Origin of the sequence: Streptococcus sp. HMSC034B03 (genome assembly GCF_001838575.1) — a bacterium.
GTDB classification, from domain to species: Bacteria; Bacillota; Bacilli; order Lactobacillales; family Streptococcaceae; genus Streptococcus; species Streptococcus anginosus.
On sequence record NZ_KV837619.1, the window covers coordinates 164,339 to 181,039 of the forward strand.

Annotated in this window: 13 protein-coding genes and 1 pseudogene; 1 reads left to right on the forward strand and 13 read right to left on the reverse strand. The window is 39.9% G+C overall.

The annotated features are described in order from the left end of the window. The first annotated feature begins 23 nt into the window (after positions 1-23). The gene (gene zwf / locus HMPREF2634_RS00860; RefSeq protein WP_021001538.1) at positions 24-1,511 is read left to right on the forward strand and encodes a glucose-6-phosphate dehydrogenase; all 1,488 of its coding nucleotides are present in this window, start codon (positions 24-26) and stop codon (positions 1,509-1,511) included. 51 nt (positions 1,512-1,562) lie between these two features. Here zwf and ftsY read toward each other — a convergent pair whose 3' ends face one another. The 13 genes and pseudogenes from ftsY to ccpA all read right to left on the reverse strand — a co-directional run bounded on the left by ftsY (position 1,563) and on the right by ccpA (position 16,657). After that, the gene (gene ftsY, locus HMPREF2634_RS00865; RefSeq protein ID WP_021001537.1) at positions 1,563-3,056 is read right to left on the reverse strand and encodes a signal recognition particle-docking protein FtsY; all 1,494 of its coding nucleotides are present in this window, start codon (positions 3,054-3,056) and stop codon (positions 1,563-1,565) included. 12 nt (positions 3,057-3,068) lie between these two features. Then, positions 3,069-3,881, reverse strand: a complete 813-nt coding sequence (locus tag HMPREF2634_RS00870) for a Cof-type HAD-IIB family hydrolase (RefSeq protein WP_021001536.1) — start codon at positions 3,879-3,881, stop codon at positions 3,069-3,071. After that, on the reverse strand, positions 3,881-4,675 hold the full coding sequence (locus HMPREF2634_RS00875; protein ID WP_003035015.1) for a Cof-type HAD-IIB family hydrolase: 795 nt from the start codon (positions 4,673-4,675) through the stop codon (positions 3,881-3,883). The genes HMPREF2634_RS00870 and HMPREF2634_RS00875 overlap by 1 nt, the downstream gene beginning before the upstream one ends. A 1-nt stretch (position 4,676) precedes the next feature. Continuing rightward, positions 4,677-8,210 (reverse strand): chromosome segregation protein SMC, encoded by a 3,534-nt coding sequence (smc, locus tag HMPREF2634_RS00880; protein ID WP_021001535.1) that lies wholly within the window; start codon positions 8,208-8,210, stop codon positions 4,677-4,679. Then, positions 8,201-8,899, reverse strand: coding sequence for a ribonuclease III (rnc, locus tag HMPREF2634_RS00885; protein WP_021001534.1), 699 nt, complete (start codon positions 8,897-8,899; stop codon positions 8,201-8,203). Before rnc ends, smc begins: the two co-directional genes overlap by 10 nt. 381 nt (positions 8,900-9,280) lie before the next feature. Next, positions 9,281-9,641: pseudogene (locus tag HMPREF2634_RS00890) on the reverse strand (YbaN family protein). Between the two features lie 8 nt (positions 9,642-9,649). Continuing rightward, entirely contained in the window at positions 9,650-10,453 is an 804-nt protein-coding gene (locus HMPREF2634_RS00895; protein ID WP_021001533.1) for an MBL fold metallo-hydrolase, read from the reverse strand. A gap of 2 nt (positions 10,454-10,455) precedes the next feature. Continuing rightward, entirely contained in the window at positions 10,456-11,808 is a 1,353-nt protein-coding gene (gene vicK / locus HMPREF2634_RS00900; RefSeq protein ID WP_021001532.1) for a cell wall metabolism sensor histidine kinase VicK, read from the reverse strand. Further along, positions 11,801-12,502 (reverse strand): response regulator YycF, encoded by a 702-nt coding sequence (gene yycF / locus HMPREF2634_RS00905; RefSeq protein ID WP_021001531.1) that lies wholly within the window; start codon positions 12,500-12,502, stop codon positions 11,801-11,803. Before yycF ends, vicK begins: the two co-directional genes overlap by 8 nt. A gap of 289 nt (positions 12,503-12,791) precedes the next feature. After that, on the reverse strand, positions 12,792-13,133 hold the full coding sequence (locus tag HMPREF2634_RS00910; RefSeq protein ID WP_021001530.1) for a hypothetical protein: 342 nt from the start codon (positions 13,131-13,133) through the stop codon (positions 12,792-12,794). 26 nt (positions 13,134-13,159) lie between these two features. After that, a complete protein-coding gene (locus HMPREF2634_RS00915; protein ID WP_057489614.1) occupies positions 13,160-14,473 on the reverse strand; it encodes a glycosyltransferase family 4 protein in 1,314 nt (437 codons plus the stop codon). Between the two features lies 1 nt (position 14,474). Beyond that, on the reverse strand, positions 14,475-15,473 hold the full coding sequence (locus tag HMPREF2634_RS00920; RefSeq protein WP_021001528.1) for an LTA glycolipid anchor biosynthesis glycosyltransferase, IagA/BgsA family: 999 nt from the start codon (positions 15,471-15,473) through the stop codon (positions 14,475-14,477). A 179-nt stretch (positions 15,474-15,652) separates the two neighbouring features. Next, positions 15,653-16,657: a catabolite control protein A gene (gene ccpA / locus HMPREF2634_RS00925; RefSeq protein ID WP_022526272.1), complete on the reverse strand. Its 1,005-nt coding sequence runs from the start codon at positions 16,655-16,657 to the stop codon at positions 15,653-15,655. Positions 16,658-16,701 lie beyond the last annotated feature (44 nt).

Sequence of the window (16,701 nt, forward strand, 5' to 3'; positions counted from 1 at the left end):
ATATTAGAAAACAGGTGTTCAAAATGTCTTCAAAAGTGATTATTACAATTTTTGGTGCCAGTGGAGATTTGGCAAAAAGAAAACTCTATCCTTCTCTTTTTAGATTGTATAAATCTGGCAATCTGTCTAAGCATTTTGCCGTTATCGGTACAGCTCGCCGACCTTGGAGCAAGGAATATTTTGAATCTGTCGTGGTCGAGTCTATCACAGAACTTGCAGACAGCCCTGAACAAGCGCAAGAATTTGCTAGTCATTTCTATTATCAAAGTCACGATGTCCAAGATACTGAGCATTATATTGAATTAAGGAAGCTACAAAACAGCCTTGACGAGCAATATCAAGCAGAACATAACAAACTTTTCTTCCTGTCTATGGCTCCTCAGTTTTTTGGTACGATTGCCAAACATCTCAAATCCGAGCAAATTGTAGACGGGAAAGGGTTCGAACGCTTAATTGTAGAAAAACCTTTTGGCACAGACCTAGCTTCTGCTAGCAAACTGAACAACGATTTGTTGGCAACATTTGACGAAGAGCAGATTTTCCGGATTGACCATTATCTCGGCAAAGAAATGATTCAAAGTATTTTTGCCATTCGCTTTGCCAATCTTCTTTTTGAAAATGTCTGGAATCGTGATTATATTGACAATGTACAGATTACCTTTGCTGAAAAGTTAGGTGTGGAAGAACGTGGTGGTTATTACGACCATTCAGGTGCACTGCGCGATATGGTGCAAAATCACACACTTCAACTCCTGTCTTTGCTTGCTATGGACAAACCCAAAACTTTTACCAAAGATGATATTCGTGCTGAAAAAATTAAGGCTTTCAAGCACTTACACAAGCCGTCCGATAATGATTTGAAAAAGCTCTTCATTCGTGGTCAATACACTTCTGGCAAAGTGGACGGGAAAAAGTACATTTCCTATCGTAGTGAACCAAATGTTGCCCCAGAATCTACCACAGAAACCTTTGCTTCTGGTGCATTCTTTGTAGATAGTGACCGATTTCGCGGGGTGCCATTTTTCTTCCGTACTGGAAAACGTCTCACTACCAAGGGAACCCATGTCAACATTGTCTTCAAGCAAATGGAATCCATTTTCGGCTCCTCGCTTCAACCAAATGTGCTGACGATTTACATTCAACCAACTGAAGGATTTTCTCTTAGCATGAATGGCAAAGAAGTGGGCGAGCAATTTAACTTAGCTCCATTGACACTTGATTATCGTACAGATGCAACAGCTTCTGGTGCGTCACCAGAACCTTATGAGAAGCTCATCTACGATGTGCTAAACAATGACTCAACCAATTTTAGCCACTGGGACGAAGTTCGCTCTAGTTGGGAATTGATTGACCGTATTGAAGCCTTATGGGCAAATAACGAAGTTCCACTTCATCATTACAAATCAGGCACTATGGGACCCGAAGCCAGCTTTGAGCTCCTTAACCAATTTGAAGCTGATTGGAACTGGCGTCCAGATGAAGCCTATCGCAAAGAAGGACGATTGGGGTAAAGTAAATATATACAAAAGACTTGCAATTCATTCATTTGCAAGTCTTTTTTCTTATACCAAGCCCTCTAAGAGCCCTTTCATAAAGTTTTCAGAGTTAAATACTCCAATATCGTCAATTTTTTCTCCGAATCCAATCAGTTTAACTGGAATATCCAGCTCTTGACGGATTGCAAGAACAACACCACCACGCGCTGTTCCATCAATTTTCGTCAAGACAATTCCTGTTACTGGCGTAATTTTTGAAAATTCCTTAGCTTGAACAAGGGCGTTTTGACCAGTTGATGCATCCAGTGCCAAGAACGTTTCATGTGGCGCAGCCGGATCTACCCGTTTGATAATCCGTCCAATTTTTTCTAATTCTGCCATTAGATTATCTTTGTTTTGCAAGCGTCCGGCTGTATCAATCATGAGAATATCCACATTTTCAGCCTTTGCACGCTCCATACCGTCATAAACAACGCTAGCTGGGTCACTCTTTTCTGGACCTATCACAACAGGAACATCTACTCGATGTCCCCATTCCACCAATTGAGCAACAGCTCCTGCACGGAAAGTATCTGCTGCAACTAATATGACTTTCTTGCCAGCCTGCTTATATTTATAAGCCAATTTCCCAATCGAAGTGGTTTTCCCAACTCCGTTTACACCCACAAAAAGCATGACTGTCAAACCGTCTTGTAAATTGATTTTTTCATTAAACTGGCCATCTTTCTCATAGATGTCTACTAACTTTTCAATGATGACCCGACGAAGAGCCTCTGGCTTTTTGGCATTTTCAAGGCGAGCTTCTTGGCGTAAGGCTTCTGTCAGATTAGAAGCGACTTGCACTCCCACGTCACTCGTAATCAAGAGTTCTTCTAACTCTTCAAAAAATTCCTCATCTACCGAACGAAAATTAGCAAAGAAAGCATTAAGCCGCGCTCCAAAACCTGTCCGTGTCTTTTTAAGACTACGGTCATACTTTTCCTGAACCGTTTCTTTTTGAATAGATGAACTTGCTTCAATTGGTTCGCTAATAGTCTTCTCTACCGTAGTTGACTCTGCTGAGCTTGACCATGCGTTCGCTTCGTTCAGCTGCCTCATATTTTCTTGTTCTGCCTGCTGTCTTCTAGCTTCTGCTAGACGTTCCTGTAAATCTGTAGCAGCACCTGCTTGGTGAGTTGGATTTGGTGAAAGAACTTTTTCATCAGCTTGCGGAACAGCTACAGCCTCATTTGGTAATACATGATTTTCTGGAGCTTGCGAATCATTTTCAGCTGACTCTGCATCTGCTACTATATCAGCCAACTTTGGCTCCATTTCTTCTACTTTTTCTTGAATGGTTTCAAGACGTGCTTCATCCTCAGCAAGGCGTTCTTTCAGCTCTGTTTGGAATGTTTGTTCATCTAGATTCTCAGATTGTATATTCTCTACAGGAGCTGTTTCTACTTTTTCTAGATTCTTTCCTTGGTCATCCTCTGATGCTGTTTCTACAGCTCCTTCAGGAATATTTTCAACTGGTTTTTCTTCTTTTTGGCGACCAAAAAGGCGATCAAATAACCCCATTAAATCCCTCCTTTATTTCAGTGCATATTTTTCTATAGCCCAAGCAACAGCATCTTCGTCATTCGTCATCGGCGTCACTACATTGGCGACTTCTTTGACTGCTGCTACTGCATTTTGCATAGCTACACCAAGTCCTGCCCATTTTATCATAGACAGGTCATTTGCTTCATCTCCGCAAGTCATGACTTGACTTTGTTCAATTCCTAAATGAGCAATCAATTTTTCTAAGCCATTTGCTTTATGGACATTCTTCGGAGACCATTCTAACAGCATATCGCGCGACTTAAAAATTTCATATTTGTCAAATAAATCGGATGAAAGCTGAGCAATGCCACGATCAAGCGGATCTGGTGCATAAGCTGTTACACATTTATTATAAGTCTGTTGGCTAGATAAGTCTGCAAATGAAACCGACTCAAATGTTAAAGCAGGATTGCAAGTTTGGTAAAGCGATTCATGGTCTGACTGGATTTGGTAGACAGTTCCTTCGCAAATCGCATCTAGTGGCAAGCCTAACTTTTCTGTTTCCTCAAAAATACGAGCCACATCGTCATAGGCAAAAACTGTTTTATCAAGAATTTCCCCTGTATTGCGTTGCACCAAACCACCATTAAAAGTAATGGTGTATTCGTCCTCTTGATTAGCTACACCCAATTCGTTTAAGAAAAGCTCCATTGCTTTGAGAGGGCGACCGGTCGTCAAAACAATCTTGATTCCCTGCTCTTGAGCCATCTTAAGAGCTGCCAAATTTCGCTCTGAAATGTTTTTCTCAGAAGTCAGTAAAGTTCCGTCTAAATCCAAGGCAATCAATTTTATATCTGCCATTATAATCCCTCCATATACGTCATCACTGAATGTGCTGCATGGTGGCCAATAACTTCTTTGGCTACTTCCAAAATCTCTGGACGAGCATTTTCAGGAGCAATGGGATAACCTGCTACTTGCATCATGTGTAGATCATTCAAATTGTCACCAAATGTCATGACCTGATCCATCTCAAGATTTAATTTTTTTGCCAATTCGACAATAGCAACTCCTTTATCCACATAGTCTAGGACAATATCAATTGACTTATAACCTGTCGTCATGGCTTTGACACCAGGAACGTGTTCATTGACCCAAGCCTCACCAGCAGCTACTGTTTCTTCAGAAAAATTGGTTGTAAATTTGAAAATTTCATCTGTAATATCCTCCAAGCGAGCTACTTTTTGGATGTTTTCATTATAGTGCGCACTAAAAGCTAAATAAGCTGGATCAACCGTTTCCAAGACATAACAGCCTTTTTTACCTGTTAGAAGCAATTCACTGGTATTGATGAAAGGAGATGTCTTCAATTTCTCAAAAGCTGACAGATAAAAATCTTTGGACATAGTTGCTTCATAAAGATCTTCTCCGTGAAATTCTACCAGACTGCCATTTTCAGCAATAAAAATTATCTCATCTCGCACATCCTCAAATAGCTTTTCTAATGACAGCAAACCGCGTCCACTGGCTACTGCAAAATAGATGCCTTTTTCTTTAAAACGGAGCAACAACTGCTTCAGTCGAACCATATCAAACTGCCCTTTGTCATCTAAAAAGGTGCCGTCCATATCTGTCGCAACTAATTTTATATTCATTTTACATACTTTCTAAATCTTTTAATTTTACGGAGACAATCTTTGACACACCAGATTCTTGCATGGTCACTCCATAGATAGAATCCGCTGCAGACATTGTTCCCTTACGATGGGTCACCACAATAAACTGGCTGTCCTTATCAAAACGATTGAGATAGTCTCCGAAACGTTTGACATTGGCTTCGTCAAGTGCAGCTTCCACCTCATCCAAAATGACAAATGGAATCGTTTTGACACGGATAATGGAGAAGAGTAATGCCAAAGCTGACAGAGCTTTTTCTCCTCCGCTCATCAGATTGAGCGACTGAATTTTCTTACCAGGTGGTTGTACTGAGATTTCTACCCCAGCGGTCAGAAGATCACCTTCGGTCAAAATCAAATCAGCTGAACCACCGCCAAACATCTGTCTGAAAGTCACCTTGAAACTCTCACGAATTGCTTCAAAAGTTGTTTTGAAGCGTTCTTTTACTTCATCATTCATTTCTTCGATGGTATCCAAAAGCAGATTTTTCGCAGAGAGTACGTCATCTCTTTGAGTATTGAGGAAATGCAGGCGTTGACTGACTTCTTCAAATTGCTCTACCGCATCAAGATTGACTGGTCCTAAAGCCCGAATAGCCTTTTCTAAGTCCTTGACCTTAGTTTCAGAAACCATAAGATTTTCTAGTGGACGAGCCTGTTTGCTGGCTTCATCAAAAGACATTTGATAGTCATCTGTCAAATTCGTCAAAAGGCGTCGAAGGACATCTGCAATCTTATCTTTTTCAGCTTCTGCCTTGGCTTGACTACGAATCAGATCCTCATTTTGCTGGCGGGCTTGTTCCAGATGACTGGTAAGATCTTCTGCTTGCCCTTCCAAATCGTCCAGTTCAAACTGACACCGAATATTGGCTTGGTTCAAAGCTGTCTTTTCCTGCTCTGCCTGTGTTAATTGCTCTTCTAAAACAGCAATATCCACTTTTGAAGCGGTCTCTTCCTTTTGCTCCATTAGAAATTGCAAAGTTGAAATCTCTTTGTCCAATTCAGATTTTTCATTGGACAAACGTGTGAGATCCGTCTGAACGTAACGCTGATGCCCCGTCAGCTCGGTACGAGCCAAACGAAGCTCAGATAAGCGGGCTGTTAGCTTGTCTAAACGTGCTTGAACAGCATCTTTATCCGACTTAATCTGCTCAATCTCGGCTTCTGTTTCGGATTTCTCTTGCTCAATTTCTACAAGGCGATTGACTAACTTTTCTTTTTGCTCCGCCATATCAGGAAGAACTTCACGAGATAGCTCTCTTTCTTGCAGCGCTAAGAGCTCGGATAAGTCTTCAACCTGTTTATGTGTTTGCTCATAAGCCATTTGAGCCTTTTGCTCTGCTAATCGTGCTTCCTCACCACTTACTTTTATTTCTTCTAACAGACTGTTGGCTTGGCTTAGCTGCGTGTGCAAATCTTCCACTTGCCTTTCTTGTTCGGCTAATGTAACATTCTTCTCAGAAAGTTCCTTTTGTAAAGCGTCCAGCTCCGGCTTGATGAAAATCGTATTGTTATTTCGATTAGCGCCACCTGCATAAGAACCGCCTGTCCGCAATTCTGTTCCATCCAGCGTGACAATTCGTACTTGATACCGAACTTTGCGAGCAGCTGCTCGCGCATTTTCTACCGTATCAAAAATGGCTGTCGTACCTAGCAAATTTTGGAAAATATGCTCTAAACTCTTATCATAGTGCACCAAAGACGAAGCCAAACCAAGAAAACCTGTGCTTTTTTCAATGCTTGCTTGATGATGATCTGGTAAATGCCGCGCTTTAATCGTTGTCAGTGGCAGAAAAGTTGCCCGTCCTGTTCGATTGCGTTTCAGAAATTCAATTGCTCGTGTCGCAGCTTGTTCGTCCTCTACGATAATATGCTGGCTACTTGCTCCAAGTGCAATTTCAAGTGCTGTCTGGTAATGCGAATCAAAGCTCAATTTTTCACTAACAGCACCGATAATACCGCCCAGGCGCTCTGCTTCTTGAAGAACGCTTTTCACCCCAGCATAGAAATGACTGTGATTTTTTAAAATAGCTTCTAAACTACCAATGCGTGCCCTTTTATTCTTTACATCATCCATCATATCAAACATTGCTGCTTGATTTTGCTGATAATTCGTTTTTACAGTTTGAACTTGCTTTAGCTGTGCCTGATAATCTGCCAGTAACTGCTGAACCGACTGCCGAGCTGTTTCTAAATCTTCCAGTTGACTTTGCTCGTTGATTTGAAGATTCTTTAAATTTTCTTTCAACTTAGCAAATTCTGCTTGCTTGCTTTCAGATAATTGTAATTCGTTGGCTAAGCGACTTTCTAAAGCAGTTAAGTCATTGGACAAGTCCGCTTCTTCTTGCATCAATTGGACAAATTCAGCACGTAATTTTTCAATCATCTGGTCAGGATCATCCGAAAATGCCTCAATTTCAGCTTCTAATTTATGAATCGCTTGTTGATTTTGTTCCAATTTTACAGCAAAATCAGTCAACTGCTCGTCTTTTCCCTGCCATTCTGTTTGAACCGCCTCTAATTTTTCTGTCAATCCTTTCAGGCGTTCCTCATTTTCCTTCCGACTGTTGGCAGCTTGACTAGATTCTAATTTGGAAACTTCGATTTGGCGTTCTAAGTCACTGATGAGGCGTGTTAGTTCAAGCAAACTCGCTTGGTCATCTGCCATTTGTTTTTGCAAATCATGGCGTTTTTCTTTCAGAAGAGTATTTTCTTGCTCTAGCTGGTCACGTTTGCTGTAATAAGCAGACAAAGATTGCTGAATCCCCACAAGCCGTTCTTCAGTATCATTCAGCTGTGTTTTATTTCCCTTTATTTGAGCAATCAATACATCCAAATAAAGAGCACGGCGTTCCTCATCCAATTTCAAAAACTGCTTAGCTGTCGTAGCTTGCTTTTCAAGAGGCTTCACTTGACTATCGAGCTCATAAATAATGTCTTCCAGCCGATCTAGATTATCTTGTGTTTGGCTGAGCTTACTTTCAGTCTCCTTGCGCCGCGTCTTGTATTTCAGTACGCCAGCCGCTTCTTCAAAAATGACACGGCGCTCCTCTGGCTTGCTATTGAAAATTTCTTCCACCTTTCCTTGGGAAATAATGGAAAAACTATCTCGCCCAAGCCCTGTATCCATAAACAAATCATGAATATCTCGCAAACGTACCTTCTTGCCGTCTATTTTATACTCGCTATCTCCACTACGATAAATATGACGCTCCACACGAATCTCATCTGCAGCTTGCTGGATGAAACGGTCTTTATTGTCCAAAACGACAACAACAGAAGCATAATTCAGTGGTTTGCGAGTTTCAGTCCCCGCAAAAATGACATCTGGCATTTTCCCGCCACGAAGACTTTTAATACTGGACTCCCCCAGTGCCCAACGCAGGCTTTCAGTAATGTTACTCTTTCCTGAGCCATTTGGTCCAACGACTGCTGTCACTCCCTGATCAAATACTACCTTGGTCTTATCTGCAAAAGATTTGAAACCTTGAATTTCAATTTCTTTTAAATACATGAATGACTTTCCTTTTCAAATGCATTTTTAGCAGCTTCCTGTTCTGCTAATTTTTTAGAGCGTCCTTGCCCTTGTCCAACCGTTCTGCCATCAACAGAAACCGATACAGCAAATTCTTTGGCATGAGCTGGGCCGGACTCAGAGATGACTTGATAGACAATCTCGACATCACCATTGACTTGGAGCAGTTCTTGTAGCTTGGTCTTGTAATCAACCACCTGCTCAAAGTCTCCAACTTCTACCTTTGGAATCATGACTTGATACAGGAAGTTTTTGACCGCTTCCACTCCCTTATCTAGCAACAAAGCTCCTAAAAAGGCTTCAAATAAATCCCCAAGAATGGTATCCCGATTACGCCCACCTGACTTTTCTTCGCCACGACCTAATTTGATAAATTGATCAAACTGGCAATCTCGACTAAAACCAGCCAAACTCTCTTCACGTACAATGGTTGAGCGAAGTTTTGACAAGTCCCCTTCTGGTTTTTTCGGATATTTTTTATAAAGATATTCTGAAATCAATAATTGCAGAACAGCGTCTCCTAAAAATTCCAAGCGCTCATTGTGTGAAATGTTTAAGAGGCGGTGCTCATTGGCATAGCTAGTGTGTGTAAAAGCTGTCTCCAGCAACTTTTCATCTTGGAAGACAATTTCAAATTGCTGACTTAAAACTTTATGTAAATCTCTCATTTTTTCTCCTTTCAAGAAGAACTTTTTCTTTTAATACTTAATGAACATCAAAAATTTAACAATCACCTCCAGCTGTCTCCCAGACAATTGGAACTAGAAAGCAAGCTGCGGGGGAGCAAAAGTTCAAGTAGAGCTTTTGAAGTTGCAGGTGTAATCAACGAAGTCAGCAACAAAGAGTACAGCAAGGTTGGCAAAAGTTTCGCTTTCCTTCTTTGCCACCTCTCACAGTCACCCGAACTGTGAAATCCGACGAAGTTTGAAGAGATCTTCACAGAGTATAAAATGAAAACAAATTCTCTATTATTATATCAAAAAAATCCTTGATACTCCAACGATACCAAGAATTTGATAGGAAAAGTTCACCAGAGATGAAATGAATTTTCATTCTTTATCTAGAATGACTTTGAATAAATAATACGTCATAAAAAGGGTTAAGGTAGCTAAAGCAAACTTCACCCAGATAAGAGGTGCAAAGAAGATAGAAATTCCCATTAGAATATAAATGGAAATAAGAATTTTTCTTTTACGCTCCCGAGCAATAGCACCTATTTCGCGAAAGTCCGCCACATAGATTTGATACAACTTAGTATGGTATAGCTATTTTTCAAATCGTTTGGAAGAGCGTGAAAAGCATGCAATCGCCAACAGTAAAAAGAGGGGGTGTCGGTAATAGCGGTAAAGCAACTCCCAAAAGGGCTAATCCTACTGAAATAAAACCAATCATTAAGTAAAAAATTCGCATTCTTTCTCCTAAATATTTGTTAAAGGTGTCGCCGTATCTGGCGATGTATCACAAATATGAAAATCATGCTCAACCGCCAAATCAGCCTGTGCCAATTGATTGACCATTGTGATATGAGCCAATTCTTTGGTATTGTTTTCTTTGCTAAGATGACCTAGATAGATTTTCTTAGTGCGATAACCCAACGTACGAATCATGGTTTCTGCCCCGTCATCATTCGACAAATGTCCTTGGTCAGATAAAATCCGCTGCTTCAGGCTCCAAGGATAAGCTCCGCTACGAAGGATTTCAATATCATGGTTGGACTCAATCAAATACCCGTCCGCATTTTCAATAATCCCCGCCATACGATCGCTAACATAGCCAGTATCCGTCAGTAGAACAAAACTTTTATCATCTTTCATTAGTCGGTAAAATTGCGGCGCAACCGCATCATGACTAACACCAAAACTTTCAATGTCAATATCGCCAAATGTCTTGGTTTTTCCCATTTCAAAAATGTGCTTCTGACTAACATCAATCTTCCCAAGCGCTACTTCCATAGCATTCCATGTTTCTTGATTGGCATAAATGTCTAAATGATATTTCCGTGCCAAAACGCCCACACCATGGATATGATCCTTATGCTCATGCGTTACCAAAATGGCATCCAAATCCTCTGGTTTACGGTCAATTTCACTCAATAAGCTAGTAATTTTCTTCCCAGACAAGCCCGCATCAATCAACAACTTCTTCTTTGGAGTTTCTAAATAAAAACAGTTACCGGTAGAACCTGACGCTAAAATACTATACTTAAATCCTTTCTCGCTCATGGCTATCCTTCTAATTCATCTTCTTCCCAATCATCATCTTTGACAGCTTCTTTGTCATATGGCAGAACGATTGTAAACGTCGAGCCTTTGCCGTACTCGCTCTTTGCCCAGATAAAGCCGTTATGTTGCTTGATAATCTCTTTGGCAATGGCTAAGCCCAGTCCGGATCCACCTTGGGCGCGACTTCTTGCTTTGTCTACACGATAAAATCTATCAAAAATTTTCGGCAAATCTTTTTTAGGAATTCCTAAGCCTTCATCTGAAATCGACAAAATCATTTGGGTATCCGTCGTTTTCATACTGACCGTAATTTTACCACCGTCAGGAGAATATTTAATGGCATTGTTGATAATATTATCAATCACCTGTGTCATCTTATCTGTATCAATTTCGACCCAAATAGAGTTAATCGGATAATCTCGTATAATTTCATACTTTTTATCATCATTCTGGCTTCTGATTTTATCAAAACGGTTCAAAATAAAGGTGATAAAAGCTGTAAAATTCGTCAATTCAATATCCAAATGACTGGTTGCATTGTCAATACGTGACAAACTCAGCAAGTCCGAAACCATGCGCATCATCCGATTTGTCTCGTCTAATGAAACCTTGATGAAATCCGGTGCGACTGGTTCTGATAAGGCACCTTCATCTAGTGCTTCCAGATAAGACTTGACACTGGTCAAGGGAGTACGTAATTCGTGACTGACATTCGAAACAAACAGTCTCCGCTCACGCTCTTCTTTTTCCTGCTCCGTTGTATCGTGTAACACTGCAACCAGCCCTGAAATAAAGCCTGATTCTCGCCGAATCAAGGCAAATCGAACACGTAAACTTAAAAACTCTCCATTTTCATCCTGCGAATCAATGGTCAATTCTGGAACTTTCGTAATCAAGTCTCGTAAGTCATATTCGTCTTCGATATCCAACAGTTTTAAGATATTCATCTTTCGTGCTTCGGATTCTTTGACCCCCAACTGCTTGGTCGCCATATCATTAATCATGATAATCTGCCCACGACGATTGGTCGCAAGAACGCCGTCCGTCATATAGGATAAAATACTCGACAGGCGCTTAGTTTCTTGCTCTAAATTTTCATGCGTTAGACGGATTACCTCAGATAAATCATTGATACTGTTGGTAATATCCGTAATTTCTGGACCACCTTGTACATCTAAAATTTCTGAGTAATTGCCTGCAATTAAATCTTTTACTTTTTGATTCAATTGGCGAATACGAACGTTGTCACGCCTGTTTTCCAAGGAAAGCAAGGTAATCACCAAGATGAACCCTAAAATAAGTAAAACAAATACAAAGTCTTTTGATACAATAAATTGTCTAATATTATCAATCATTGTTTCTCATGTAATATCCAACGCCGCGCCGCGTTAAAATGTACTCTGGTCGGCTAGGAATATCCTCTATCTTTTCTCTCAAACGACGAATTGTCACATCAACAGTCCGCACATCTCCAAAATAATCATAACCCCACACCGTTTCTAGCAGATGTTCACGCGTCATCACTTGCCCGATATGCGTGGCCAAATGGTGTAGCAATTCAAACTCACGGTGTGTTAAATCTAATTCTTCGCCATGCTTTTTCACGACAAAAGCATCGGTCAAAATCTGCAAATCTCCAATCACAATCTCTGTCGGAGCAGCTTCTGCTTCTTGATTTTCAATTGTCAAATCTGTGCGACGCAAAATAGCTTTGACACGCGCCTGTAACTCACGATTAGAAAACGGCTTTGTCATATAGTCATCTGCTCCAATTTCGAGACCAATGACTTTATCAAATTCACTGTCTTTGGCAGAAAGAACGATGATGGGAACATTGCTCGTTTTCCGAATCGTTCGCGCCACCTCTAAGCCGTCCAGTTCAGGCAACATCAAGTCCAAAATCAAAATATCTGGACGTTCTGCTTCAAACATCTCTAACGCTTCGCGACCGTCGAAGGCAGTCACTACTTCATAACCTTCTTTTACCATGTTAAACTTTATAATATCTGAGATCGGTTTCTCATCATCTACAACTAATATTTTTTTCATTTTATTCACCTTTTTCTATCTTTTTATTATACCAAATTTTTCTTAAAATTTACCAATTCAACTCATAACACATCATTTCTTTACTTTACAAATTTAAAACAAATATGTTAAAAATATGACAGCAAAGACAGTCTTTTAAGTCTTTTATATCAAAAAATAGTCCAGACAAAAGCCTTAGACCATTCATTGAATTCTTAGGAAAAACTATGAAACGCAATACACCTGTCTTAACTTTTCACTGCTACTGTAGTAATTTCCTAAAGAAGCAAATGTTCGAGCTGCTTGATGTTCATTTACTTGTCTTTCTCCAGCAAAATATCCCATAACCTAACAGCGTCCCCAACAATAAACAGATAAAATAGGCTGCATGATACAGTAAAATCCATTCCTCAAAGGTCAGAATCGTCACAAAGAACATGAGCGTTGCTAAAAGCAAAAAACGGCAAGAAAAACCATATAGCCCAGCATAGACAACTGCTACAAGAAATGTTGCCAGCGGTGAATATATCAAAACATTATTTACCACCAAGCCCTTTCGTAACAATTCGTCCATCGGTATCATTTGAACAATTCCATAAAATAACAAATAGAAAAAGAGTAGTACGGCTAAAAAAGGAATATCGCGTTTCATTTTCCCACCTCGCTAGTTTTGGAATTTTATTTCAGGTATTTCTGTATATTTTTGATTTGTCGTTTAGATGCTTTAAACATTCGCGCTGATCCATTTACAGGAAGGGCAATCGCTTTTTTGGGAAGATAAATGACAGATTTTGCTAATCGCTTACTAACAGACTCCTCCGGATATAAATCATTGTTGAAATCTTTTGAAATGATTAAATCCAAATAAAATTCATAGACACGACGTCCAAAGTTTTCAGCAGAGATTTCGTATAATTTTGCAGCGAGACTTTTCTCATCCAAATCCGGTGTTGCAATAACAGCTTCCAAAATCGCTCCTGCCAAATCACGTTCTTCATAATAAAGCGTTCCAAACATTTTATCATTGATAACATTGTCTAGATAAGGATTTCCATGCGCAATAATCGGAGTGCCACTCGCTAGACTTTCTAAATACGTCAAGCCCTGCGTCTCACTCGTTGAAGCGGAAATAAAGAAGTCAGCTGCTTTATAATACAATGCGGTCTCACTTGGCGCAATCATTCCCGTAAAAACGACTGCATCTGTAATACCCAAGCGTTTGGCTTGTGCTTTTAAGTCAGATAAATACGGTCCATCTCCTGCCACTACTAATTTCACATCTGGATTTTCTTCCAAAACAGTCGGCAGAGCAGCTAAAACTGCCTGAATATTTTTTTCATACGAAACACGTGATAGGCTAAGCAACATAGTTTCTTGATTTGAAATGCCTAATTTTTCCCGTAAATCAGCCATGTTCTCACTAGTAATTTCTGGACGTTCAAATTTAGCCAATTCAATTCCAGTAGGAATAACACGTTTTTCTACTTTTACTTTGTATTTCATGAGCAAGTCATAAACAATCTCGCTCGGACAAATCACACCGTCTAAATCACTCATAAAACCGCGAACAATGTATTTGACCATGCTAGGACGAATGACCATGCCTTTAGCAATATAACGTACATAATCCTCATACTGTGTATGATAAGTATGAACAACTGGAATTCGCAGCTCCTTTGCAATCCAAACACCTAATAAACCCAAAGAAAATTCAGTCTGGGTATGAATAATATCCAATTGATATTGGCGAGCAATCTCTAAAGCTGTTGAAAAACCGCGATAAGCAATTCGCCGATCTTTAAAGGCAAAAAACGGCACGCTGGGAATTCGAATAATCTGCCAATCCTCATAACGATTGACATCCTTATCTGTCGTTGTAAAAATAAAAACAGTATGTCCAAGCTTTTCTAATTCTGTTTTTAAAGTACGAATACTCGTTGCCACTCCAGAAACTTGAGGAAAATAGGTATCCGTAAAAAGACCAATTCGCATGCTACATCTCCAATACTTCTTGATAAGCATCCACAAGTTTATAAGCCACATCATCAATTGAACGACTCTGCGCTACCTTATAGCCAGCTTCTCGCTTATCTACTTTACCATCCAAAATCTTTTGGATAGAGTCTACAAATTCATCTACATTATGCCCCAATTCAGCCGATTGCTCATCAATCCAGCCCTCATATACAGGAATATCCCGTAAAACGACATGTTGATGACTAGCCAACGCCTCTAGCACTACAATCCCTTCTGTCTCCTCATAACTTGGGAAAAAGAAAAGACTGCTACCACTCATAGCTCCTTCAAAAACGGCACCTTTAAAATAACCCGGGAATTCAACATTTTTAGGATGATTAAAAAGCACAAGATTTCTGATTTTCCGTGGAATGATCCATTTGTTAATACTGCCCAGCCAAATAAAGCGAACATCTGGCATTCTGCGTGCTACTTCTACAAAGTCTTCTATTCCCTTGCGTCTAAAATAAAGTCCCGCACAGACAACAACCTTGTCTCCTTCTTGGATATGAAAATGTTTTCTAAACACTTCTTCTTTATGTGGATCTTTTTGATATTTATGAAGGTCAATCCCATTAGAAACAGCCACAATTGGTGTTGTCACACCATAGCCCTGAATCAACTTTTTGGAGTATTCAGACGGTGTAATGATAAAATCCGCCATTTGATACATGTGAGCTAGATATTTCCCAAAAGCAGAGGCAAAAAGATTTGACCCAATAAACGAATTGCGAAAATCTTCCTTCGTTGAATGCCCATGCATAATCACTTTTTTTCCTTGCTTTTTTGCTTTGTGCAAAAGTCGCAAACTCCTAGGTCCATAGGTATTGATATGCACTACATCATAATCTCCTGAAGGATCTGTCGTGTAGGGAATCCCAGCCAGGTCTAGAGCTTTCATCTGATGTTGCAAAGCTCGTCCAATGCCTGATTTTTCCAAAACCGCTTTACCTTCTAAATACAGTAATACTTTCATGTCTTCTATTATACCCAAAAGATAGAAAAAATAAAACCACAAAGATATAAAGCCTCTTGAAAACAAAAATGTCTGGGACAATAACATCTCAGACATAAACTACTCTTATAATAAACGAGTAGCAAAACGATTGGACAACGAACTTAAAATTGAAAATTTCAAGTTCTGTCTAACTCTACTTACTTTCTTGTTGAACGGCGCTCAATAAGACCATGAGCTAATACCACTTCGCGTTCTTCTAGCTCTTCCTTGTGCATAATCTTAGTCAACATGCGCATACTAATCGCACCGAGGTCATACAAAGGCTGACCAATAGTCGTCAAATTTGGACGGGTAAAACGTGCTACCTGCGAATCATCACTAGTAATGATTTCAAAATCTTCTGGTATATTTACACCTTTGTCTGATAATCCATTTAACAATCCAGCTGCCAGTTCATCACCAGTCACAAAGGCTGCTGTAGCTTTAGAAGCAATGACCCGTTCTGCTAATTGATAACCATCATCATAGCTGTATTTTGACTCAAAAACCAATCCTTCACTATAGGTAAGTTTAGCTTTCTTCAAAGCTTCTTTGTAACCAGCTAAACGAATCTTACCATTGATATCATCCACCAAAGGTCCGCTTACAAAAGCAATTTTTTGATTATTTTTCGTAAGACATTCAACTGCATCCATGGTTGCTTGCTTATAGTCAATATTCACACTTGGTAATTGATGCTCCACATCAACTGTGCCTGCAAGCACAACTGGCGTCCGCGAACGAGAAAACTCGGAGCGAATCTTTTCTGTTAAATGATAGCCCATAAAAATGATACCATCTACTTGTTTTGAGAACAGCGTATTGACAACAGAAACTTCTTTGTCATCATCTTCATCACTATTGGCTAAGACAATATTATATTTGTACATCTCTGCGATATCATCAATTCCTTTTGCAAGCGTTGCAAAATAACTGCTTGTGATATTTGGAATGACAACCCCGACAGTTGTCGTCTTTTTGCTAGCTAAGCCACGCGCTACCGCATTTGGTCGGTAATCCAAGCGGTCAATCACTTCCAAGACTTTTTTTCTTGTATTTTCTTTTACATTTTTGTTTCCATTTACCACACGGCTAACGGTTGCCATCGAAACTCCCGCTTCACGCGCGACATCATAAATGGTTACTGTATCGTCTGTGTTCATGTTTCTTCCTTTCTATGTTGAAAATATCGTTTTCACATTCCTAC

What these genes read in the sequence shown, in the direction of transcription:
- ftsY (WP_021001537.1), bottom strand. Translation starts at nt 3,056, where the DNA reads ATGGGGTTATTTGATCGCCTTTTTGGTCGCCAAAAAGAAGAAAAACCA.
- HMPREF2634_RS00895 (WP_021001533.1), bottom strand. Translation starts at nt 10,453, where the DNA reads ATGAGCGAGAAAGGATTTAAGTATAGTATTTTAGCGTCAGGTTCTACC.
- zwf (WP_021001538.1), top strand. Translation starts at nt 24, where the DNA reads ATGTCTTCAAAAGTGATTATTACAATTTTTGGTGCCAGTGGAGATTTG.
- HMPREF2634_RS00870 (WP_021001536.1), bottom strand. Translation starts at nt 3,881, where the DNA reads ATGGCAGATATAAAATTGATTGCCTTGGATTTAGACGGAACTTTACTG.
- HMPREF2634_RS00910 (WP_021001530.1), bottom strand. Translation starts at nt 13,133, where the DNA reads ATGAAACGCGATATTCCTTTTTTAGCCGTACTACTCTTTTTCTATTTG.
- rnc (WP_021001534.1), bottom strand. Translation starts at nt 8,899, where the DNA reads ATGAGAGATTTACATAAAGTTTTAAGTCAGCAATTTGAAATTGTCTTC.
- vicK (WP_021001532.1), bottom strand. Translation starts at nt 11,808, where the DNA reads ATGATTGATAATATTAGACAATTTATTGTATCAAAAGACTTTGTATTT.
- HMPREF2634_RS00875 (WP_003035015.1), bottom strand. Translation starts at nt 4,675, where the DNA reads ATGAATATAAAATTAGTTGCGACAGATATGGACGGCACCTTTTTAGAT.
- smc (WP_021001535.1), bottom strand. Translation starts at nt 8,210, where the DNA reads ATGTATTTAAAAGAAATTGAAATTCAAGGTTTCAAATCTTTTGCAGAT.
- HMPREF2634_RS00920 (WP_021001528.1), bottom strand. Translation starts at nt 15,473, where the DNA reads ATGAAAGTATTACTGTATTTAGAAGGTAAAGCGGTTTTGGAAAAATCA.
- HMPREF2634_RS00915 (WP_057489614.1), bottom strand. Translation starts at nt 14,473, where the DNA reads ATGCGAATTGGTCTTTTTACGGATACCTATTTTCCTCAAGTTTCTGGA.
- ccpA (WP_022526272.1), bottom strand. Translation starts at nt 16,657, where the DNA reads ATGAACACAGACGATACAGTAACCATTTATGATGTCGCGCGTGAAGCG.
- yycF (WP_021001531.1), bottom strand. Translation starts at nt 12,502, where the DNA reads ATGAAAAAAATATTAGTTGTAGATGATGAGAAACCGATCTCAGATATT.